Here is a 20,833-nt window from a genome sequence, read left to right as displayed (position 1 = left end):
GATCATGGCCGTTCTCCTGCCAGGATGAGCCGGTGAGCGATCTGCGGGTGGACGATCTCCTGGCGGGCTGGCGCGGCGCGCTGGCCGGAGCGGGCGGCACCGATCCGGGTGACCGCGTGGGCACGGCGCTGCTGACCCGCTGGCGCGAGCCGCATCGGGCGTACCACGACCAGGCGCACCTGGCCTCGATGCTGTCCGTCGTGGACCGCTTCGCCGACCGCGCCCGCGACCCCGACCTGGTCCGGCTCGCGGTCTGGTACCACGACGCGGTCTACGACCCGGCCGCCGCCGGCAACGAGGAGGCCAGCGCACAGCTGGCCGCGTCGGACCTGCCCGGGCTGGGCGTCACCCCCGAGGCGGCCGCCGAGGTGGCACGGCTGGTGCGGATCACGGCCGGGCACGCGGTCGACGACGGCGACCTCGACGGCGCGCTGCTCTGCGACGCCGACCTGGAGGTGCTGGCCCGTCCCACCGCCGCGTACCGCGCCTACACCCAGGGGGTACGCCGGGAGTACGCGCACGTGCCGGACGAGCTGTTCCGCCTCGGGCGCGCGGCCGTGCTGCGCGGCCTGCTCGACCTGCCCGCGCTGTTCCGCACCCCGGAGCTGGCCGCGCGCTGGGAGGCGCCGGCCCGCGCCAACCTCAGTCGGGAGCTGGCGGAGCTGACCGCCTGACCGTGTGCTTCGGCTTGCGCAGCCCGGAGGCGCGCAGCACCGCCACGATCTCCCGGCTGGAGACGAGTCGCGCGCCGAGCCGGACCGCGGTCGCCACGCGCTCGGCCGGCACGTCGTAGTGATCGCGGTCGAACGCGCGGCGCGGTGCGCCGATCCGCGCCGCGAACGCGTGCAGCTCGTCCAGGGACCGGTCACTGACCAGATGCGACCACAACCGGCCGTGCGCGGGCCAGGCGGGCGGGTCAACGAAGATCACTCTCTCACCGTACCGTCGAAGGATGTCGGATCTGCTCACGCGATTGGCGGAGGTGCTGCCGGCCGAGGCGGTGCTGACCGATCCCGACCTGCTCGACGCGCACCGGCACGACGAGGCAGACCTCTGCGACTCGGGCACGCCTGCCGTGGTGGTCCGGCCGCGCACCACCGGCCAGGTCTCCGACGTGCTGCGGATCGCGTCGGAGCTGCGCGTGCCGGTGGTGCCGCAGGGCGCGCGGACCGGGCTGGCCGGCGCGGCGAACGCGGTGGACGGCGCGATCGTGCTGTCCACCACCGCGATGACCTCGATCCTGGAGATCGACCCGGTCAACCGGACCGCCGTGGTGCAGCCGGGCGTGGTCAACGCCGTGCTGGCCGCCGAGGTGGCCGGGGCCGGGCTGCGCTACCCGCCGGACCCGGGCTCCTGGCAGACCAGCACGATCGGCGGCAACGTGGCCACCAACGCGGGCGGCATGTGCTGCGTCAAGTACGGCGTGACCGCGGAGTACGTGCTCGGCCTGGAGGTGGTGCTGGCCTCCGGCGAGGTGCTGCGCACCGGCCGCCGCACCGCGAAGGGCGTCGCCGGGTACGATCTGACCCGCCTGTTCACCGGCTCGGAGGGCACGCTCGGCGTGATCACCGAGGTGACCCTCGCGCTGCGCCCGCCCGCCGAGGAGGCGCTCACGCTGGTCGCGGTGTTCGGCTCGACCGCCGCGGCCGGGGAGGCCGTGGCCGCGATCGCCGCCCGGGGCCTCTCCCCCAGCCTGCTCGAACTGCTCGACCGGACGCATCTGCGGGCGATCGAGGCGTACCGGCCGATGGGCCTGCGCACCGATGCCCGCGCGCTGCTGCTGGCCGCCACGGACACCGGCACCCGCGCCGCCGCCGACCTGGAACTCGTCTCGGACGCCTGCATCGCCGCCGGGGCCGAGGAGGTCTTCGCGGCCACCGACGCCGCCGAGGCCGCCGCGCTGCTGGAGGCCCGCCGTCTGGCGCACGCCGCGATGGAGAGGCTGGCCGCCGAGACGTACCCGCACGGCATCGGCGCCCTGATCATCGACGACGTGGCGGTGCCGCGCGCCCGGCTGGCCGAGCTGCTGGACGGCGTCGAGCGGATAGCGGAACGGCACGGCATCCCGGTCGGCACGGTCGGCCACGCCGGCGACGGCAACATGCACCCGAACATCGTCGTCGACCGCACCGACCCGGCCGTCCTCGCGCGCGGCCGCGCCGTCTTCGACGAGATCATGGAACTGGGCCTCGCCCTCGGCGGCACCTGCACCGGCGAACACGGCGTCGGCCTGCTCAAACGCGACTGGCTGGCCCGCGAGGCCGGCCCGGTCGGCATGCGCGTGCAACGCGCGATCAAGGACGCACTCGACCCGGCCGGCCTGCTCAACCCCGGAAAGATCCTCTAGAAGCCGATCTTCCCGCTTCCGGCGTGGGCACCACCCGGTGCTCCCGCGGGCACCGGTCGTCGCCGGCGCTCCTCCCTGCCGGTCCCGCCGTGGCAAGAGCAAACCCGCGCGGCTCACGCCGCGCCGCGGATCTCGCGCCACGACGCCAACCGCGCGGCCCGCACACGCCGCAAAACTCCCGGCACGACCATCGCGCGGTTCGCACGCCGCGCGCGGAACTCCCGGCACGACCATCGCGGGGTTCCGCGCACGCCGCGCCGCGGAACTCGCCCACGACGAGGATCGCGTGGGTTCTCACCGGCACCGCGGGGAACCGGCTCCGACGCGGCCCGGGAAGCGGAGCGTCAGCGGAGTCTTTCCGGGACGGCGAGGTTGGCCCGCGGGAGCATGCGGGCCGCGCCACGCCGGAAGCGGGAAGATCAAGAATGTTGTCCTGATCTTCGATGCGGCCCCTAGAGCTGCGGGAGGTCGGCCTCGTTGCGGTCGGCGGCGAAGCCGCGGACGTCGGCGGCGCCGAGGCGGGCCGCGTCCGCGGTGAGGTCGTCGGGCATCAGCTGGGATTGGCGCTCCGCGGCGACCCGGGCCAGGTAGTGCTCGACCTCGCGGGCGCGCACGGCCTCGTCCCAGCCCAGGACGGAACCCATGATCTCGGCGGCCTGCTCCGCGCTCTCCGTGCCGCGGTCGGGTGTCTCGAACGAGATCCGGGTGCGGCGGGTGAGCACGTCGTCGAGGTGCAGCGCGCCCTCGGCGTGTGCGGCGTAGGCGACCTCGACCGCCAGGTACTCCGGCGCGCCGGCCAGCGGGGTGGCCAGCAGCGGATCGGCGTCGATCATGGCGATCAGGTGCATGGCGAGCGTGCCGTAGCGCTCCAGCAGGTGCTCGACCACGCCGACCGGCATCGCGTGCCGGCGGGCCAGGTCGGCCCGGTCGCGCCAGGCAGCCGCGTAGCCGTCCGCGCCGAGCAGCGGCAGCTGGTCGGTTCGGGAGCGCCGCACCGAGGACCCGAGCCGGCGCGCGGCCTTGTCGACCACGTCCGCGGCCATCACCCGGTACGTCGTGTACTTCCCGCCGGCGACCAGCAGCAGCCCGAGCATCGGCTCGACGACCGCGTGCTCGCGGGACAGCCGGGACGTCGAGTCGGCCTCGCCGGCCAGCAGCGGGCGCAGCCCGGCGTACACCCCCTGGATGTCGTCCGTGCTCAGCGGCCGGTCGAGCACCTTGTTGACCTCGTCGAGCAGGTACTGGATGTCGCTCGCGGACGCGGCCGGGTGCGACCGGTCGAGCTGCCAGTCCGTGTCCGTGGTGCCGATGATCCAGTGACCGCCCCACGGGATGACGAACAACACCGACTTGGCGGTACGCAGGATGAGCCCGGCCTCGCCGGTGATCGCGGAACGCGGCACGACCAGGTGCACGCCCTTGGACGCGCGCACCCGCAGACCCGGCCGGACGCCGACCTCGCGCAGCATGCGCGTGATGTCGTCGCTCCACACGCCGGTGGCCGCGATCACCGTGCGCGCCTTGACCTCGAACTCCGCGTCCGGTGAGCCGGCCGGCGCCTCCATGTCGCGGATGCGCACGCCGGTCACCTCGCGGGCCTGCCGGAGCAGGCCGGTGACGCGGGCGCTGGTGACCACGGCCGCGCCGAGGCTGGCCGCGGTGCGGGCGGTGTTGACCACCAGGCGCGCGTCGTCGACCTGGCCGTCGTAGTAGCGGATCGCGCCGGTCAGCACGTCCGGCCGGAGGCTGGGGAAGATCTCCCGGGCGCCGGTGCGGGTCAGGTGCCGGTGCAGCGGCATGCCGCGACCGCCGCCGAAGATGCCGGCGAACACGTCGTACGCCGCGACGCCGGCGCCGTAGTAGGCCCGGCGGAACGCGCGCATCGGCCACTCGCGCGGGCCCTCGCGGCCCTCCAGCGGCACCAGGATCGGCACCGGGCGCACCAGGTGCGGCGCGATCCGGGTGGCGAGCAGGCCGCGCTCGGTCAGTGCCTCGTGCACCAGGTGCAGTTCCAGCTGCTCCAGGTAGCGCAGGCCACCGTGGATCAGCTTGGAGGAGCGGCTGGACGTGCCGGCGGCCAGGTCGCGCGCCTCGACCAGGGCCACCTTGAGGCCCCGGGAGGCGGCGTCCAGCGCGGCGCCGGCGCCGGTGACGCCGGCCCCGATCACGAGCACGTCGAAGCGCTCGCTGCGCAGGCGGCGGAGGTCGGCGGCACGGCGCAGCGGGGAGAGCTGGCCGGCGGTGTATCGAGACACGGCTGGGTCACGCACGTGTCCCACCGTAACTCCCCTCACGGGAGGCCGTAGCCGTACTGTGCGGATCATGACTGTGCCTGGCCCACCCCCGCCCTCAGGACAGCCGATGCCGTACCCCGGCCCGCCGGGGCCGTACTGGGCACCGCCGCCGCCGTGGGATCCGGGGCCGCCGCGCGGCAACCCGTGGCCGGTGGTCGGCGCCGCGTTCGCCGGGGTCTGGATCGCCGCGGTCACCGTGGCCGCACAGTGGATCGGCTGGTTCGTCGAGCAGCTCGGGCTGGCCACGACCGGTGACGCGCCGGCCGGCGTGGCCGCGGTCTGCGGTGTGGTGGCGGCCGTGCTGGCCGCGATCCCGAGCGTGCTCCTGGCGGTGCTGCCGAGATCGCCGGGCGTGCGCGCGGCCGGGCGCGCGTGGCTGCTGGGTGCGGGCGCGCTCGGCGTGTTCAGTCTGCTGCGGCTGGTGCCGATGCTGGAGCACGAGATCTACCTGCTGGCGCTGGCCGCGGTCGCCGCGCTCGGCGCGCTCGCGCTCAGACTGACCAGTCGCAATAAAACCGAAATTCCGGAAGAGTCGTCTTCACCAGATGAAGCACGTACGGACAGCCGGTGGCCGGTCCGGCTGCTGGCGCTCGGCGCCGGGGCGGCGATCCTGGCGCCGTGGTTGTGGGCCGGCGCACTCGGCGGCCTGACCGAGACGCTGCTGGCCGCGGCCGCGGCGACCGCGATCGGCTGGCTCGCCGCGGCCGTGCTGGACGAGCCGTTCTGGCGCGCGTACGGCGGGCACGGCGGCCCACGGATGGTGCTGGTCGGCGGCCTGGTCGCGGGCGTGGCGCTGGCCGCGATCGCGGGCGGCGCCGGACAGGCCGGGACCGACCTGGCGATGCTGATGATCCCGGTCGTCGCGTTCACGGCCGCCGCGCTGCAGCCGCACGCGCGCACGCTCCGGCCGGTCCGCCCGGGACGCCGGCGACGGATCAGCGGCCCCGTCCTGCTGCTGGTCGCGCCGGCCGTGTTCGGCCCGCTGGCGTTCGTGGACCCGGAAGAGATCACGCTGCTGCTCACCGGGCGGGACGTGCCGTACTGGACCGGCGTGGCCGCGCTCTGCATGTGGCTGGTCGCGCTGGTCGCCGGCCTCGCGTACGGCCTGATCCTGGGCGGTGGCGTGCGCCGGGCCCGCACCCCGGTCGCGGCCGCGGTCGCGGTGCTGCTGCTGGCCGCGGCCGGCGTGGTCTACGCGGTCCCGGGCACGCCCGGCCTGTTCGGTGACCGGCTCTTCGTGGTGCTGGCGGACCAGCCGGACCTGTCCGGCATCGACCGCACCCGCACCGGCCAGGCCGGCCGGGACGCACGCGCCGCCGACGTCTACCGCACGCTGGTCGCGCACGCGGAGGACAGCCAGCGTGAGCTGCGCGCGGCGCTGGACCGGCTGGGCCTGGACTACACGCCGTACTACCTGGTCAACGCGATCGAGGTGGACGCCGGCGCCGGGATCCGCACCTGGCTGGAGTCGCGCGACGACGTGGCCGAGGTGCGACCCAGCCCGCTGCTGCGCCCGCTGCCCGCGCCGGTCGAGACCAGCACCGGCTCGGTACCGGCACCGACCGGCCCGACCCCGGCGATCGAGATGATCCGGGCGCCGGCGGCGTGGGAGATCGGCGTGCGCGGCGCCGGGATCGTGGTCGGCACGTCGGACTCCGGTGTGGACGGCGCGCACCCGGCGCTGCGCGACGGCTTCCGGGGCGGCGACGACTCCTGGTTCGACCCGTGGAACCACACCGGAACGCCGCAGGACCACGGCGGGCACGGTACGCACACGATCGGCTCCGCGGTCGGTGCGAACGGGATCGGCGTGGCACCGGACGCGCAGTGGGTCGGCTGCGTCAACCTGGACCGCAACCTCGGCAGCCCGGCCCGCTACCTGGACTGCCTGCAGTTCATGCTGGCGCCGTTCCCGGCCGGCGGCGACCCGTTCACCGACGGGCGGCCGCAGCGCGCACCGCACGTGCTGACCAACTCGTGGGGCTGCCCGGACATCGAGGGATGCGCCAGCGGCACGCTGGCCGGGGCGACGGCCGCGTTCGCGGCGGCCGGGATCATGTTCGTGGCCGCGGCCGGCAACACCGGGCCGTCCTGCGACTCGGTCGACGACCCGCCCGCGCTCTACCCGGACGTGCTGACCGTGGGCGCGGTCGACGATCAGGGCGCGGTGGCCGACTTCTCCAGCCGGGGGCCCGCCGAGGGCGGCGCGGTCAAGCCGGACGTGATGGCGCCGGGCGACAACGTGCTGTCCGCGATGCCCGGCGGCACCTACGCCCGCAACAGCGGCACCTCGATGGCGACGCCGCACGTGGCCGGCGAGGTCGCGCTGATCTGGTCGGCGAACCCGGCGCTGATCGGCGACCTGCCGCTGACCCGGCAACTGGTCACCGTGAACGCCACCCAGCTGTCCGGGCAGAGCACGGTGTGCGGGCCGGTGGGCAACACGTCCGGGTCCGGCGTCATCTCCGTGTTCGGCGCCGTGCAGGACGCGCAGAACCGTGGCTGAGCCGGAGGGACTCGCCGTCCGGGAGCTGACCGACGACGACGTGCCGGCGGTGGTGCGGCTCTGCGCGAGCGCGCTGGACCTGCCGGAGGACGCGGCGGAGGCGGCCGAGATCGTGCTGCGGCTGCGTGAGCGCGCGGCCCGGCACCGTACCGTCGGCCTGGTCGCCGGTGATCCGGACGGCGCGGTGCGGGGCGTGGTGCTCGGCTCGATCGGGCAGCGGGGCCCGGGGGTGGGGCACGTCGACCTGTTCGCGGTGCATCCGGACGCACGGCGGCGCGGCATCGCGCGGGCGCTGCTGACGCGCGCGGAGGCCGGGCTCGCCGGGCTGGGCGCGACCGAGGTGCGCATCGCCGGCAACGCGCCGTACTACGCGTGGCCCGGCGTCGACGTGCGCTACACGGCCGCGGTCTGCGCCGCGACCGCGCTCGGCTACACGCACGACCAGACCGCGTGGAACATGACCGCGAGCCTGGTGCCGGGGTCGGCCGCGCTGCGCGGGACGGCCACCGCGGAGCGGCGACTGGCCGGGCGGGGCATCACGGTACGGCCGGCCACCCGCGACGACGTGCCGCGGCTGAGCGCCTTCGCGGAGCGGCACTTCGGTGGTGACTGGCCGGGCGAGGTCACCGACTCGATCGGCCGGGACCGGGCCGGCTGCCACCTCGCGGAGCACGACGGCGAGATCCTGGGCTTCGCGTCGTACGGTTCGTCGCGCCCCGGCTGGTTCGGCCCGATGGGCACCGCCCCGGCCGCGGAGGGGCTCGGCATCGGCGGCGTGCTGCTCCGGCGCTGCCTGGCGGACCAGTACGCGCACGGGCACCGGCGGGTGGAGATCGGCTGGGTCGGCCCGGTGCCGTTCTACTCCGGCGCGGCCGGTGCGCGAATCGAGCGGGTCTTCTTCCTGTACCGCAAACGTCTCTGACCTTTTGGGGATAATCTGGGCGTACCCCCGGTCTGTCCGTTCGTGAAGAGACTGGGGGTGTGCGGTGCGGGTGATCATCGCGGCGTCCGACGGGGACGACCCGAAGTGGGCGAACCATCTCGGTGTGCCCAAGCAGCTCGCGCCGCTGGACGGTGCGCCGCTGCTCGCCCACACCATCGGCCAGGCGCGCTCGATCAGCGACGACGTGCACGTCACGTTGCCCGACGATCCGCGCTACGACGTGCTCTCCGCGCTGCCCGGCATCACCCGGCACGTGCGCGCCGGTGACTACCCGAGCGAGTACGCGTCCACCCGTGACCTGTGGGCCGCCGACGACCGGACGGTGCTGCTGCTCGGCGACGTCTACTTCTCGGCCGAGGCGATCCGGACGATCGCCGACGCGGGCGAGCGCGAGATCCGGATCTTCGGGCGGGAGGGCGCGTCCGCGTACACCGGCAGTGACTGGGGTGCGGTCTTCGCCACCTCGTTCTGGCCGGAACACCACGCGGAGCTGGACCGGCACCTGACCGAGGTGCACTACGAGCACGCGGTCGGGCACTGCCTGCGCCCGCCCGGCTGGATGCTGCTGTGCGCGGTGCAGGGCACGCCGTGGGAGGTGCACACGGTGCAGCCGCCCTGGTTCGTGCAGATCGACGACCTGACCGACTGCATCGACCGGGCGGTCGACTACGCCCGGCACCCGGTCTTCATGACCGCCGCCCCGACCGCCGCTATTGGGCCGCGCGGAAGCTGATCGGGTCGGCCGTCACGTCGAGGTTGAGGTCGCGCACGGCCAGTGCGGCGATGTCGGCCAGCTGGTCGCGCCCGATCCGGGCGCCGTACAGGCTGGGGACGCCGTTGATCCCGGCCAGATCGTTGCCGCGCAGGTCCGCGCCCTCCAGGTCGCAGTCGATCAGCTCAAGATCGGACAGCCGGCAGTCGCTGAACGCGGCCGTGGTGAGTTGGCACCGGGTCAGCGACGCCTTGCTCAGGTTGGAGCCGATCCAGCTGACCGGGCCCTTCGCGATCACCGACTCCCAGACCGCGAAGTCGAGCCGGCACGCCTCGAACGTCACGTCGCGCAGCACGCCGTCGAAGAGTTGCGCGCCGGTCAGCCGACAGCCGATCAGCTCGCAGCGGTCCATGGTCAGGCCGCGGAGGTACGCGCTGGAGAGGTCGACCCGTTCGAGCACGCACTCGGTCAGCCGGACGTTGCGCCAGTCCGCCTCGGACAGCTCCACGTCGGTCAGGTAGCAACGGGTCAGCCGGATGCCAGCCAGCTCCAGACCGGCCCAGTCCACGTCCGTCACGTAGGCGTCGGTCAGGTCGTCGAGGGGCGGCTCGGTCACCGGATCGAGATCACGCGGATCGATGCCGGGCGGGGCGATCCCCTGGTCCTCACGCTCGACGCCGGTCTCCACTCGATCGAGACTAGCGCCGCCGGGCGGGAATCCACTTACCACGATCGTTACTCGCGGCGACGCTCACCCGAGCGACCCGCCCGCTTCATGGCGATATATGGCTCCAAAGTTGGTGACTTCAGGCCAGGCTGGGTCGCTTTCGGTTATCTTCTGATCACCCAAAGTACACGGCTGTGCTGCAGAGCAGCGCACAAACGGACGGCCCGACACATAGATCAGCGCGGGTCACGTCCCCACCCAGCCGAAAAACCATGCGGTTCGTCATGACCGTAGGAGGACCCACGCATGCGCAAGTCCCAGCCCACCAGCGGCCGCCGGCTCTTCCGAGCCGGCCTCGCCACCACGGCGGTGGCGGCCGTCGTTCTCGCCGCGGCTCCACCGGCCCTGGCGGCCCTGTCCGTCAACGTCGCGGTCACCCTGAGCCCGCCCAGCGGCCCGGTCAGCGGCGGCACCACCGTCACCGCCAACGCCACCAACCTGCTCACGGACGTGGTGACCGCCCCCAGCCTGCAGGCGGAGGTGCGCTTCGTCACCGCGACGAGCTGCCCGACCACGCTGGTCTCCGCGGTCGCCGGCTCGAACATCGCGGCTACCTCGCCGACCAAGATCAATGACGACAGCATGACGTTCGTGACCCCGGCCACGCTCGCCGCGGTGCCGACCACCTACCGCGTCTGCATCTACGGCGTCGCCAGCGGCACCATCGCCAACGGCGCCGCACTCATCGGTAGCGCCGCGACCGCGACGTCGGCCTTCCGCACGTACATCCCGGGCACGCTCGCCCCCACCACCGGCCCCGCCGGTGGCGGCAACCAGGTCACGCTCTCCGGGACCGGCGTCATCGGCACCGCCACCACCGTCGCCGCGACGTTCACCAAGGGCACCGGCTGCCCCGGCACCTACATCACCGGCTCGACCAGCTTCGCGGCGACGACCACCACGAAGACGTCGGCCAACGAGGCCACCATCACGGTGCCCGCGACCGCGACCGCGGCCGCCGGGCCGTACAAGGTCTGCGTCTACAACGGGGCCACCGCCACCAGCCTGCTGCTGAGCGCCAGCGGCGTCGGCAACGGTGCGGGCGCGAACTACGCGCCGTCCTACCCGCAGGCCATCCTGAGCGCCACCGCCGGTAAGAACGGCGGCGGCAACACGATCACGGCCACCCTGGCCGGCGCGTTCACCAACGTCGCGACGCCGGGCGTGTACTTCACCACCACCGCGTGCCCGGTGACCTACCCGAACAGTCCCGGCAACCTGGCCGGCACGGCCACCGCGACGAACGACATCGCCACCGTCACGGTGCCGACCGGCGTCCTGGCGCCGAGCAACTACAACGTCTGCCTCTACAACGGCACCACCAGCGGCACCAGCACGCAGATCGCCGTCGGCAGCGCGACCTACGGTCCGTCGCTGCCGCCGGTCACGCTGAGCCCGGACTCCGGCTCGGACGCGACCGTCACCACCATCACGGCGACCTCGTCCACGAACGACAGCTTCCTGCTCGGCGTGACCACGCCGAAGACCGTGCTGGTCAAGGGCACGGCCTGCCCGTCCGTCTACCCGACGCTGAACAGCACCAACATCGCGGCGACCAGCGACATCCGGATCTCGAACAACAAGATGGCGCTGACCGTGCCGAACACGGTCGTCTACACCTCGTCGGACGGCAACACCAGCCCGTGGAACGTGTGCATCTACACCGGCACCACCAACACCGACACGCTCGTCGCCACCGCGCTCTACCGGGTCGGCGCCACGCTCACCGTGACCTCGATCAGCCCGACCAGCGGTCCGGCGCAGGGCGGCAGCACCGTCACCGTGCAGGGTGGCGGCTTCACCGCCGGCCTGACCGCCACCATCGGCGGCGCCGAGATCACGAACATCGTGGTCGCGGCGAACGGCAACAGCTTCACCGGTGTCACCACGCCGCGCGGTGCCGGTGCCAACCTGGCGCTGACCGTCAAGACCGAAGCCGGTTCGAAGAGCCTGTCGTCCGCCTACAGCTACACGTTCGGCATCACGGTCACTCCGAACACCGCGCCGGCCGGCTCGATCATCACGCTGGACGTCCTGGGTGCCGGCTTCGAGAGTCTGGCGCCGTTCGGCACGACCGGCTCGAACGACACCGACGCCCACGTCTACCTGGTGCGTGGTGGCGCGGGCACGGCGACGGCCTACAACCCGACCGACAACGCCGGTGCCAAGACGGTGCCGCAGATCGCGGAGTGCACCAACGTCCTCGTGATCAGCGACCTCGAGCTGCTGTGCACGCTGGACCTGACCGACACGCTGACCAACGCGGCTACGCCGGCCTCCGCCGGTGCGCCGGTGCCGGAGGGCACGTACACGGTCACGGTCGTCGACAGCGGCGCGATCGCGCCGACCGCGACCATCGCCAAGTCGCTGATCACCAGCGGTTCCACCTTCACGGTGGCTCCGTACTGATCGGCCTGACCGACAGCAGAACCGCCCGGGGCGTACGCCCCGGGCGGTTTTTTCATGGGCCCGGTCAGCCGAGTTCCTGCCAGCGCTTGCTCAGCGCCGCCACGCTCTCCTCCGGTGCCGGGCGGCCGTCCATGTCGACCGCGACCGTGTAGACGCTCTTCGTGCCGCTGAGCCGCCAGCAGATCAGCAGCGTCGGCCGTTCGGTCGCCGGCACGTCCGGGCTGAGCCGGATCTTGTTGGTGCACTCGACGTCGCCGACCTTGGTGGTGTCGTCGGTGACCCAGGCCAGTTCCTGGTAGCCGGTCAGGTCGGTGCGTGCCGAGGCGACCCGCAGCCGCCGCCGCTTGTCCGCGGACCGCGTCTCGTCGACCGTCACCTCGGATCCCTTGACCGTGCTCCGGGAGTCGGGCAGCGCCCGCAGCGTCTTGGTCGGCTGCGGCAGCGCGGCCGCGCCGGCGTCCTCGTCCTTCCGCTCCGCCGTCCGGGACCGCTCCGGGGGGTCCGGTGGGGTCTCGACGGCCCGTGCGGCACCGGTGCTCCTCGGGGCGCCGGGCGAGGGGGACGCGGTGGCCGGCGCCGAACCGGTCCGCACGGTGGCTCCCGGCTGCGCGGACGGCACCGGCACGGCGTCGTCGAGCGGCGGCAGCGCGCCCACGTTCGCGGGCGGCGCGGGATCGGGCTGGTTGTTCGCCTGGACGGCGACGACGGCGCCGGCGACGCCCAGCACGGCGAACACGCCGGCGGCGCCCGCGATGATCTGCTTTCGCCGGCGCGGACGGCGGGCCGCGGCGGAGGTGTAGGCACTGCCGTCCTCGGGCTCCGGGCCGTCGGCGGTGGGTTCCGGTCCTTCGTTGCGCATGTCGGTCCTTTGCGGGTTTCGGCTCGGGCCGGCCCGCGGAGGTCGCGGATGCCGGCCCCGAATCCCCAGACTTTCACGCGAAACGGACATTTTTCGCGAGATAGATGTTGTTCGGCGGCCCCACGCAGCAGAGCGGGCGGGCCGCTGTCGCGACCCGCCCGCTCCGGTGAAACCGGGACTCAGAAGTCCATGCCACCCGCGTCGGGGGCACCGGCCGGGGCCGGGGTCTTCTCCGGCTTGTCCGCCACCACAGCCTCGGTGGTGAGGAACAGGGCCGCGATCGAGGCCGCGTTCTGCAGCGCCGAACGGGTCACCTTCGCCGGGTCGATGATGCCGGCCTTGAGCAGGTCGACGTACTCACCGGAGGCGGCGTTGAGGCCGTGACCGGCCTCCAGGTTGCGCACCTTCTCCACCACGACGCCGCCCTCGAGGCCGGCGTTGACGGCGATCTGGCGCAGCGGGGCGTCCAGCGCGACCTTCACGATGTTCGCACCGGTCGCCTCGTCGCCGACGAGGTCCAGCTTGTCGAACGCGGTCTTGCCGGCCTGCACCAGCGCGACGCCACCACCGGGCACGATGCCCTCCTCGACGGCCGCCTTCGCGTTGCGAACGGCGTCCTCGATGCGGTGCTTGCGCTCCTTGAGCTCGACCTCGGTGGCCGCGCCGACCTTGATGACCGCAACACCGCCGGCCAGCTTGGCCAGGCGCTCCTGCAGCTTCTCGCGGTCGTAGTCGGAGTCCGACTTCTCGATCTCGGCGCGGATCTGGGCGACCCGGCCGTTGATCTGGTCGGCGTCACCGGCACCGTCGACGATGGTGGTCTCGTCCTTGGTGACCTGCACCTTGCGGGCGCGGCCGAGCATGTCGAGGCCGACACCCTCCAGCTTGAGGCCCAGCTCCTCGGAGACGGTCTGGCCGCCGGTGAGGATCGCGATGTCGGTCAGCATGGCCTTGCGGCGGTCGCCGAAGCCCGGCGCCTTGACGGCGACGGACTTGAAGGTGCCGCGCACCTTGTTGACGATCAGGGTGGCCAGGGCCTCGCCCTCGACGTCCTCGGCGATGATCAGCAGCGGCTTGCCCGACTGCATGACCTTCTCCAGGATCGGGAGCAGGTCCTTGACCGAAGAGATCTTGCTGTTCGCGATGAGGATGTACGGGTCGTCGAGGACGGCCTCCATCCGCTCCGCGTCGGTCCAGAAGTAGGGCGAGATGTAGCCCTTGTCGAAGCGCATGCCCTCGGTGAGCTCGAGCTCGAGGCCGAAGGTGTTGCTCTCCTCGACGGTGATGACGCCTTCCTTGCCGACCTTGTCCATCGCCTCGGCGATGATCTCGCCGACGGTGTTGTCACCGGCGGAGATGGAGGCGGTGGAGGCGATCTGCTCCTTGGTCTCGACGTCCTTCGCCAGCTGGCTCAGGCCCTCGGAGACACTCGCGACGGCAGCCTCGATGCCCCGCTTCAGGGCCATCGGGTTGGCGCCGGCGGCGACGTTGCGGAGGCCCTCGCGGACCAGCGCCTGCGCCAGGACGGTCGCGGTCGTCGTGCCGTCACCGGCCACGTCGTCCGTCTTCTTCGCGACCTCCTTGACCAGCTCAGCGCCGATCTTCTCGTAGGGGTCCTCGAGCTCGATCTCCTTGGCGATGCTCACACCATCGTTGGTGATGGTGGGGGCGCCCCACTTCTTCTCGAGCACCACGTTGCGGCCCTTGGGGCCCAGCGTCACCTTGACGGCGTCGGCGAGGGTGTTCATGCCCCGCTCAAGACCGCGGCGCGCCTCCTCGTCGAAAGCGATAATCTTGGCCATACGGCGTTGTCCTCCTGGACGCTCACGGCACCCGGACTGTTCTCGCCGGCTGCCGCCTGCTGACGCACCTTCGAACGACGTCACGCGATCACGCACGTCGCCGTCGGCCGGGCCGGATAAGCCCGCGACGACCGGTCCTGCCCTCGTGGCTGACCTCTCGGCACCCACTCGGACGAGACCCCACCGTCCCGACCTGTTGGCACTCGCCATCAGCGAGTGCCAGAACCTTTTTTAGCACTCTCCCCATGCGAGTGCAAGCACGGTCGGTAGCCCCATGGACGTGATGCGTGCCCTCGCGGACCGGACGGGCGCCGCCCGGACCGCCCCTCACCACGCCCGCGCGGCCTCCGAGCCCCGGACGCGACCCGTTCCGCGACAGCCGCCGCGACTCCCACAAAGGGTGGAATCCCGTTCAGGGGAATACGCGACGGACGACCCCGCCCGACCGACGGCGTCCATCATGAGCGGCCACCCGATCGGCGGATGGCCAACGACGTTCAAAGTTGTAGTGACGATCGTGAAAGCCACCCACCGTGGCCGTTCGGCGCGATGCGGGAGGCACACCGAAAGGGGGAACCGATTGACCGGCGACCCACCGAACCGCACTGCCAACGGAATGGCTGCTCCGCGCAGACATCAGTTCGGCCGGCACATTAGCGAAGCCGAATAGTACTTCGACATCCGTCTACTTGTTGACGACACGATAACCGTGCCCAACACGTGAGCAGGGCGCCGCCTCACCGACGTGAGGAGCGACGCCCCGAATGGGAGATGTAGGGATCGGTCCGGCCTCGGACCGACACCGGCGAATCAGGCGATGACCCGGACCTTCTCCGCCTGCGGTCCCTTCTGACCCTGCGCGATCTCGAACTCCACGCGCTGCCCGTCGTCCAACGCCTTGTAGCCGTCCATCTCGATCGCGGAGAAGTGGACGAAGACGTCCTGCCCCCCGTCAACCGCGATGAAACCGTAGCCCTTTTCGCTGTTGAACCACTTGACGGTGCCCTGTGCCACGGTGCACTTCCTCACTTCTATGGTGCTGGTTGCGCCAACCCCCCGGCTTAAGCAACTGCTCATCCGGGGCCGCCTGATCCGGGTCCGTCTGGTCCTCGAAACACTGCGGCCGAACCGCACGCTACACGAGCAACACCGACCGTGCACTACCCTAAAACGGACACCGTGGACGCGATGCTTCGGTCCGTCGCTACTGATGGTGATCGTTGCCCGGCCCCCGAAGGAACGAACCCGGACGGCCCGTTCTCGTCGATACCGGTTGCCCGATCACCCGGTTCCGGGTAGGCAGAGCTACATGACCAGCACCATTGCCCCGGTACGCCACCCCGAGCCCCGCACGATCGCGCGCGTGCGGGTCCCCGATGCCGCGCGAATGCGCGCGCTGAGACTGGAAATGCTTGCCGATTCTCCGCTCGCATTTCTGGAAACGGTGGCGGATGCGGCGGCGCGCCCGCACGAGGATTTCCGGGCGCAGATCGCACACAACATTCGATCCGGCCTGGCCGCGCAGTTCGTGGCCGTCGAGGATGGACGGTTCGTGGGGCACGCGGGCGGCATCGTGCTGGCCGCGGACCGCCGGGTGACCGTCATATTCGCGGTCTACGTGACCCCGCGCCTGCGCGGAACGGGCCTGGTCGGAGAGCTGGTCGAGGCGGTGGCACGGTGGTCGCGCGACGAGCGGCGGCCGGAGCTGATGCTGGAGGTGGTGAACGGCAACGAGCGCGCGGTCCGGGCGTACGAACGGCTCGGCTTCCGGGACACCGGCGTGCGCGTGCCGCATCCCACGATTGCCGGACTGACCGAACTCCAAATGCGACGGTCGGCCTGACGGAAATGACGAGAACGACGCAGAACTGCGGACAGAAACGTGTCCATTACCAAGAGTGAGCGGTAGGGCGGTCGCATGCGGCCGCGACAGGCGGGCCGGACGGCGCTGACCGCGATCAACGGCACCACTCTGCTGGGCCTGCTGATCGCGGTGGCCGCCCGTGCCCGGATCCGCCGGGCACCGGGCGGCGTACTGATCGCCGGGAACTGCCGCCGCCCGGCGCTGGGCCGCACGTTCACGGTCGGCAGCGTGATCCTGACCCGGCGCCCGGCGGAGTGGCTGCTGCACCCCGACCAGGCCGAGCTGCTCGGGCACGAGACCCGGCACGTCGCGCAGTACGCCGGGCTCGGCCCGCTCTTCTTTCCCGCCTACTGGCTGGCCTGCGGCTGGTCGTACGCGCTGACCAGGTCGTACGGCTCGGGCAACTGGTTCGAACGGCGCGCCGGGCTGGCCGCCGGACGGTACCCGGAACGACCACTACGCCCGTGGGCCGCGCGGATCACCCGTCAACAGCGGCGGACCGAGAAGCCGGACGGCACCGAGACGTAGGCGTGCGACACGTACGTCCCGGGCGCCACCCGATTCCACAGGCTCGTGGTCCGGACCGTGCCGACGACCTTCTGCCCGCGCTTCTGGCACTGGATCGGCAGCTGGGCGCGCTCGCCGGCCATGCCGATCTCCGCCGAGGTGCCGCTCGCGGCCGCGCGCAGCCGGACCGGGCCGCCGCCGGTGACCACCGTGCCCTTCGTGGCGCCGCCGGTCCACAGGAAGTCCACGCTCACCCAGGAGTTGTCGGTCAGCCGGAGCGCGTCCCAGAACGTGCCGTCGGCGAGGTCGATGCCGGCCGGGTTGAGCACGTCGCGGCGGAACTGGTCGCGGCCGCCGTTGTAGTCGGCCTCGTAGGCGGCCTGCGCCTGCGGGCGCCCGCGCTGCAGCCCGGACCACGTCTGGCGGGGCGAGTTCCAGTAGTCGTCGGTGGTGTTCCACGGGCCGACGTCCCAGACCGGCGCGTACGCACAGCGCCCGTTCCCGGCACAGACCCGCACCGAACGCTCACCGCCGCCGAACGAGGAGAGCCCGAGCCGGGACGGCAGTGCCACGAAGTGGTCCCGCTCCACGATCACGTGCCCGTTCGCGGTGACGCCGCCGACCAGGCCCTCACGGGTGGCGAAGACCCGGTAGGAGAGCGGCTTCCCCGCCGCGGCGGCCTCGGCGGGCGGCGCGGCCGCCGCCGGCACCGGCAGGAAGACCATGGAGAGCAGAACCGCCAGTACCGCGCCCAACCCACTCCGCACGTGACACCCCTCCCGACGACGGCAATAGGGGTCACATCGGCGCGGCCGCGCCGGACCTGAGGAGCGCGGAACCGAAAAGCGGAGAGCGGTTTTCCCGCTTCCGGCGTGGTGCGGCCCGCATGCTCCCGCGGGCACCGGTCGTCGCCGGGGCTCCTCCCTGCCGGTGCGGCGGGTGGCCGGGAGAAACCCCGGCCTACCGGAGGTGGATCTGCCAGTCGACGGTGGCGCCGGAGGGACGGAACCCCAGCTCCGCGTTGATCGCGATCATGTGGTGGTTCGCGTCCGAGTTCCACGTGTGCACGTGGTGCAGCTCCGGAGCCCTCGCCCGTACCTGCAGATGGTTGTGGAGTTTGACGGCGAGGCCGAGGCGGTGGCCGCGGTGGGCCGGATCGACCAGCGTGATCTGCTGCCAGCCCCACGAGGACGGGTCGTCCAGTTGCTCGATCATGGTCCACGCGACCAGGCGGCCGGTGCGGTCGTCGCGCATGGCCGCGTGGAACAGCGTGGAACCCTTGTCGCGGTACGTGCGCTCGTAGTTGCGGATCACCGACGGGTCCGGCTTCTCCGCCTCCCACTCGAGGTCGCCGGTCGGCGCGTCCTCGATCAGCCGTGCGTTCAGGTAGGCGATGTCGGCCACGTCCGCCTCCGGCACGTCACCGGACCAGACCACCGGCGAATAACCACCGGTGTGCGGCGTGACCCGGGCGAGCAGCCGTTCGGCCGGGACGTCCCGCAGGTCGAGGAGCTGCCCGTGCGCGGTCGAGGCCCGCTGGTAGCCGAGCGCCGCCGCGAACGCGGAGCCGTCGCCGGGGCGGGCCGGCCCGCCGGGCAGCGACTCCGACGTGTTCGCCAGCACCGTGCTGCGGTTCTCCGCGCGGATGATCCCGGTCAGCCGGTCGTGCAGCGCGCGGCCGACGCCCCGGCGGCGGTGGGTGGGCAGCACGTGCAGCTCGATCATCGCGGCCTCCCGGTTCTGCTCGTCCGGGAGGATGAGCAGGCCGGCGCCGACCGCGACGCCGTCCAACCGGGCGAGGAAGCCGAGCCGGCGCTCGCCGAGTTGTGGATTGCGGAACCGGGCCACGTACCGCCGGGGGCTGAGGGCCGGCATGTCCGGCGTCTCGGCCAGGGAGGCGAGCCGCATGATCGCCGCCGCCTCCCCGCACGTGGTGTCGTCGGCCGGGTCGAAGGCGGCGATGCGCAGACTCATGCCGTGCAGGGTGCCCCGCGGGATCGCGATCGGGCGAGCGAAATTTGGTCGGGGAGACGCGCGCACAGCACCTCGATGAACGATCGGCACTGGGTCGTCGAGTCGGCGGAAGAGATTGTCGCCAAGCTCAGGATCCGCAACTCTTACGGCGTTGCGTCTCCCCGCACGGAGCATTTTGCGTTGTTGCAAGGATCACGTCAAGACATTCCGCTACCGACAGCCTCGACCGCCACCCCGGAGGGTGATCAATCGGCTCGGCGGGACCGCCGCGTGCTATCCGAACAGTCCCGCTTCGCGGAGCTACCCCAACAGGCCCGCTTCGCGGAACTATCCCAACAGGCCCGCTTCGCGGAACTATCCCAACAGGCCCGCTTCGCGGAACTATCCCAACAGGCCCGCTTCGCGGAACTACCCCAACAGGCCCGCTTCGCGGGCGGAGCGCAGCGACGGCTTGACGGTGTGTGTCGGTCCCACGAGGCTAGCCACGGCGTCCAGCGTCTTCAAGCCCTCGCCGGTGTTGTAGACGACCGTCTCCTTGGACGGGTCGAGCTTGCCGGACTTGACCAGCTTGGCCAGCACCGCCGTGGTCACGCCGCCCGCGGTCTCGGCGAAGACGCCGGTGGTGCGGGCCAGCAGCCGGATCGCGTCGCGGATCTCGTCGTCCTCCGCGTAGTCCATCCAGCCGCCGGTACGGCGCACCGCCTCCAGCGCGTAGAGTCCCGCGGCCGGGTCGCCGATGTTCAGCGACTTCGCGATGCCGGTCGGGCGCACCGGGCGGATCTCGTCCGTCTCCTCGTGCAGCGCGACCGCGATCGGGTTGCAGCCGGCGGACTGGGCGCCGAACACGGTCCAGCCGTTCGCCGGCGCGTCCACCAGGCCGATCTCGACCAGCTCGGAGAACGCCTTGTCCACCTTGGTCAGCAGCTCGCCGCTGGCCATCGGGATCACGACCTGCTCCGGGATGCGCCAGCCGAGCTGCTCCGCCACCTCGTAGCCGAGCGTCTTCGAGCCCTCCGCGTAGTACGGCCGGACGTTGACGTTCACGAACGCGGTGTCCTCGAACTCGTCCGTCTCGACCAGCTCGCTGCACAGGCGGTTGACGTCGTCGTACGAACCCTCGATCGCCACCAGCTGCCCGCCGTACACCGCGGTGGTGATGATCTTGCCCTGCTCCAGGTCGGAGGGAATGAAGACGATCGACGGCACGCCGGCACGGGCCGCGTGGGCGGCGACCGAGTTGGCCAGGTTGCCGGTGGAGGCGCAGGCGAACCGGGTGAAACCCAGGCCCTTGGCGGCGGACAGCGCCACCGAGACGACCCGGTCCTTGAACGAGTGCGTCGGGTTCGCGGAGTCGTCCTTCACCCAGAGCGCGCCGGTCATGCCCAGCTCCGCGGCGAGCGCGGGCGCGGAGACCAGCGGCGTCATGCCCGGGTTCAGCGTGATCCGGTCGGCCGGGTCCTGGCCGGCCGGGAGGAGCGCCGCGTACCGCCAGATGTTGTCCGGGCCGGCCTCGATCTGCTCGCGGGTGACCTTCTTCAGCGCGTCGGTGTCGTAGGCGACCTCGAGCGGGCCGAAACACTCGTAACAGGCGTGCTGGGCGGCCAGCGGGAACTCGGCGCCGCAACCGCGACAGACGAGGGCGCGGGCAGGGCTGACGGCAGACGTCATGAGGAGGTGTCCTCTCATCTTTCCCATCGCCACACCGTGTGACGGGGACGGAATTGGCACCTGCCCTCGCGGCTCGTCGTCGAGCATGCGGGGGTGGTTGCCGGGGCGTCGTCGGGCCGTATCCCTCAGCCCCTCTGGATGAGGTATTCAGTTGTGATGCGGTCGAGTTTACGGGCAGATTTCCGGATCTCCACCAGCCGATCCCGAGGTGTGAGCTAGTC

The 20,833-nt window shown here is 72.1% G+C and carries 17 protein-coding genes and 1 riboswitch; of the genes, 8 read left to right on the top strand and 9 right to left on the bottom strand.

Annotated features, from left to right (window positions below):
• The first annotated feature begins 32 nt into the window (after window positions 1-32).
• Window positions 33-674: an HD domain-containing protein gene (locus J2S44_RS20940; protein ID WP_310416573.1), complete on the top strand. Its 642-nt coding sequence runs from the start codon at window positions 33-35 to the stop codon at window positions 672-674.
• Here the strand turns inward: J2S44_RS20940 and J2S44_RS20935 are convergent.
• Window positions 643-930 carry a DUF4031 domain-containing protein gene (locus tag J2S44_RS20935; protein WP_310416571.1) on the bottom strand — a complete coding sequence of 96 codons (288 nt, stop codon included), beginning with the start codon at window positions 928-930 and terminating at the stop codon, window positions 643-645. The two genes, J2S44_RS20940 and J2S44_RS20935, sit on opposite strands and share 32 nt — an antisense overlap.
• A gap of 22 nt (window positions 931-952) precedes the next feature.
• On the opposite strand from J2S44_RS20935, the gene J2S44_RS20930 reads away from it, so the two are divergent.
• A complete protein-coding gene (locus tag J2S44_RS20930) occupies window positions 953-2,347 on the top strand; it encodes an FAD-binding oxidoreductase (RefSeq protein ID WP_310416567.1) in 1,395 nt (464 codons plus the stop codon).
• A 452-nt stretch (window positions 2,348-2,799) separates the two neighbouring features.
• Here J2S44_RS20930 and J2S44_RS20925 read toward each other — a convergent pair whose 3' ends face one another.
• The gene (locus J2S44_RS20925; RefSeq protein ID WP_310429814.1) at window positions 2,800-4,602 is read right to left on the bottom strand and encodes a glycerol-3-phosphate dehydrogenase/oxidase; all 1,803 of its coding nucleotides are present in this window, start codon (window positions 4,600-4,602) and stop codon (window positions 2,800-2,802) included.
• Window positions 4,603-4,669: 67 nt separating this feature from the next.
• On the opposite strand from J2S44_RS20925, the gene J2S44_RS20920 reads away from it, so the two are divergent.
• From J2S44_RS20920 to J2S44_RS20910, 3 genes are all read left to right on the top strand, one after another.
• A complete protein-coding gene (locus tag J2S44_RS20920) occupies window positions 4,670-7,147 on the top strand; it encodes a S8 family serine peptidase (protein ID WP_374727879.1) in 2,478 nt (825 codons plus the stop codon).
• Window positions 7,140-8,069, top strand: coding sequence for a GNAT family N-acetyltransferase (locus J2S44_RS20915; RefSeq protein WP_310416564.1), 930 nt, complete (start codon window positions 7,140-7,142; stop codon window positions 8,067-8,069). Before J2S44_RS20920 ends, J2S44_RS20915 begins: the two co-directional genes overlap by 8 nt.
• A gap of 64 nt (window positions 8,070-8,133) precedes the next feature.
• Window positions 8,134-8,823 (top strand): NTP transferase domain-containing protein, encoded by a 690-nt coding sequence (locus J2S44_RS20910; RefSeq protein ID WP_310416561.1) that lies wholly within the window; start codon window positions 8,134-8,136, stop codon window positions 8,821-8,823.
• Here the strand turns inward: J2S44_RS20910 and J2S44_RS20905 are convergent.
• Window positions 8,801-9,490: a pentapeptide repeat-containing protein gene (locus J2S44_RS20905; protein WP_310416559.1), complete on the bottom strand. Its 690-nt coding sequence runs from the start codon at window positions 9,488-9,490 to the stop codon at window positions 8,801-8,803. The two genes, J2S44_RS20910 and J2S44_RS20905, sit on opposite strands and share 23 nt — an antisense overlap.
• A gap of 285 nt (window positions 9,491-9,775) precedes the next feature.
• Here J2S44_RS20905 and J2S44_RS20900 point away from each other — a divergent pair, with 285 nt between their 5' ends.
• The gene (locus J2S44_RS20900; protein WP_310416556.1) at window positions 9,776-11,938 is read left to right on the top strand and encodes an IPT/TIG domain-containing protein; all 2,163 of its coding nucleotides are present in this window, start codon (window positions 9,776-9,778) and stop codon (window positions 11,936-11,938) included.
• A 64-nt stretch (window positions 11,939-12,002) separates the two neighbouring features.
• On the opposite strand, the gene J2S44_RS20895 is transcribed toward J2S44_RS20900, so the two are convergent.
• The 3 genes from J2S44_RS20895 to J2S44_RS20885 all read right to left on the bottom strand — a co-directional run bounded on the left by J2S44_RS20895 (window position 12,003) and on the right by J2S44_RS20885 (window position 15,613).
• Window positions 12,003-12,797 (bottom strand): hypothetical protein, encoded by a 795-nt coding sequence (locus tag J2S44_RS20895; protein WP_310416553.1) that lies wholly within the window; start codon window positions 12,795-12,797, stop codon window positions 12,003-12,005.
• A 179-nt stretch (window positions 12,798-12,976) separates the two neighbouring features.
• Window positions 12,977-14,599, bottom strand: a complete 1,623-nt coding sequence (gene groL / locus J2S44_RS20890; RefSeq protein WP_310416551.1) for a chaperonin GroEL — start codon at window positions 14,597-14,599, stop codon at window positions 12,977-12,979.
• An 810-nt stretch (window positions 14,600-15,409) separates the two neighbouring features.
• Window positions 15,410-15,613: a cold-shock protein gene (locus tag J2S44_RS20885; protein WP_033342363.1), complete on the bottom strand. Its 204-nt coding sequence runs from the start codon at window positions 15,611-15,613 to the stop codon at window positions 15,410-15,412.
• Between the two features lie 295 nt (window positions 15,614-15,908).
• Between J2S44_RS20885 and J2S44_RS20880 the strand changes: the two genes are divergently transcribed.
• Together J2S44_RS20880 and J2S44_RS20875 are read left to right on the top strand one after the other, a co-directional pair.
• Entirely contained in the window at window positions 15,909-16,442 is a 534-nt protein-coding gene (locus J2S44_RS20880) for a GNAT family N-acetyltransferase (protein ID WP_310416548.1), read from the top strand.
• A gap of 75 nt (window positions 16,443-16,517) precedes the next feature.
• Window positions 16,518-16,991, top strand: coding sequence for a hypothetical protein (locus tag J2S44_RS20875; RefSeq protein ID WP_310416545.1), 474 nt, complete (start codon window positions 16,518-16,520; stop codon window positions 16,989-16,991).
• Here J2S44_RS20875 and J2S44_RS20870 read toward each other — a convergent pair.
• From J2S44_RS20870 to thrC, 3 genes are all read right to left on the bottom strand, one after another.
• Window positions 16,949-17,737, bottom strand: a complete 789-nt coding sequence (locus J2S44_RS20870) for a DUF8814 domain-containing protein (RefSeq protein ID WP_310416542.1) — start codon at window positions 17,735-17,737, stop codon at window positions 16,949-16,951. The two genes, J2S44_RS20875 and J2S44_RS20870, sit on opposite strands and share 43 nt — an antisense overlap.
• Before the next feature lie 193 nt (window positions 17,738-17,930).
• Window positions 17,931-18,944: a GNAT family N-acetyltransferase gene (locus J2S44_RS20865; protein ID WP_310416539.1), complete on the bottom strand. Its 1,014-nt coding sequence runs from the start codon at window positions 18,942-18,944 to the stop codon at window positions 17,931-17,933.
• A 408-nt stretch (window positions 18,945-19,352) separates the two neighbouring features.
• Window positions 19,353-20,612 (bottom strand): threonine synthase, encoded by a 1,260-nt coding sequence (gene thrC, locus J2S44_RS20860; protein ID WP_310416536.1) that lies wholly within the window; start codon window positions 20,610-20,612, stop codon window positions 19,353-19,355.
• Between the two features lie 11 nt (window positions 20,613-20,623).
• A riboswitch (SAM riboswitch) is annotated at window positions 20,624-20,757 on the bottom strand.
• Between the last annotated feature and the right edge of the window lie 76 nt (window positions 20,758-20,833).

The organism is Catenuloplanes niger, assembly GCF_031458255.1.
Classification (GTDB): domain Bacteria; phylum Actinomycetota; class Actinomycetes; order Mycobacteriales; family Micromonosporaceae; genus Catenuloplanes; species Catenuloplanes niger.
The sequence above is the reverse complement of the archived record's forward strand: the minus strand, read 5'-3'. Positions and strand labels throughout refer to the sequence as shown.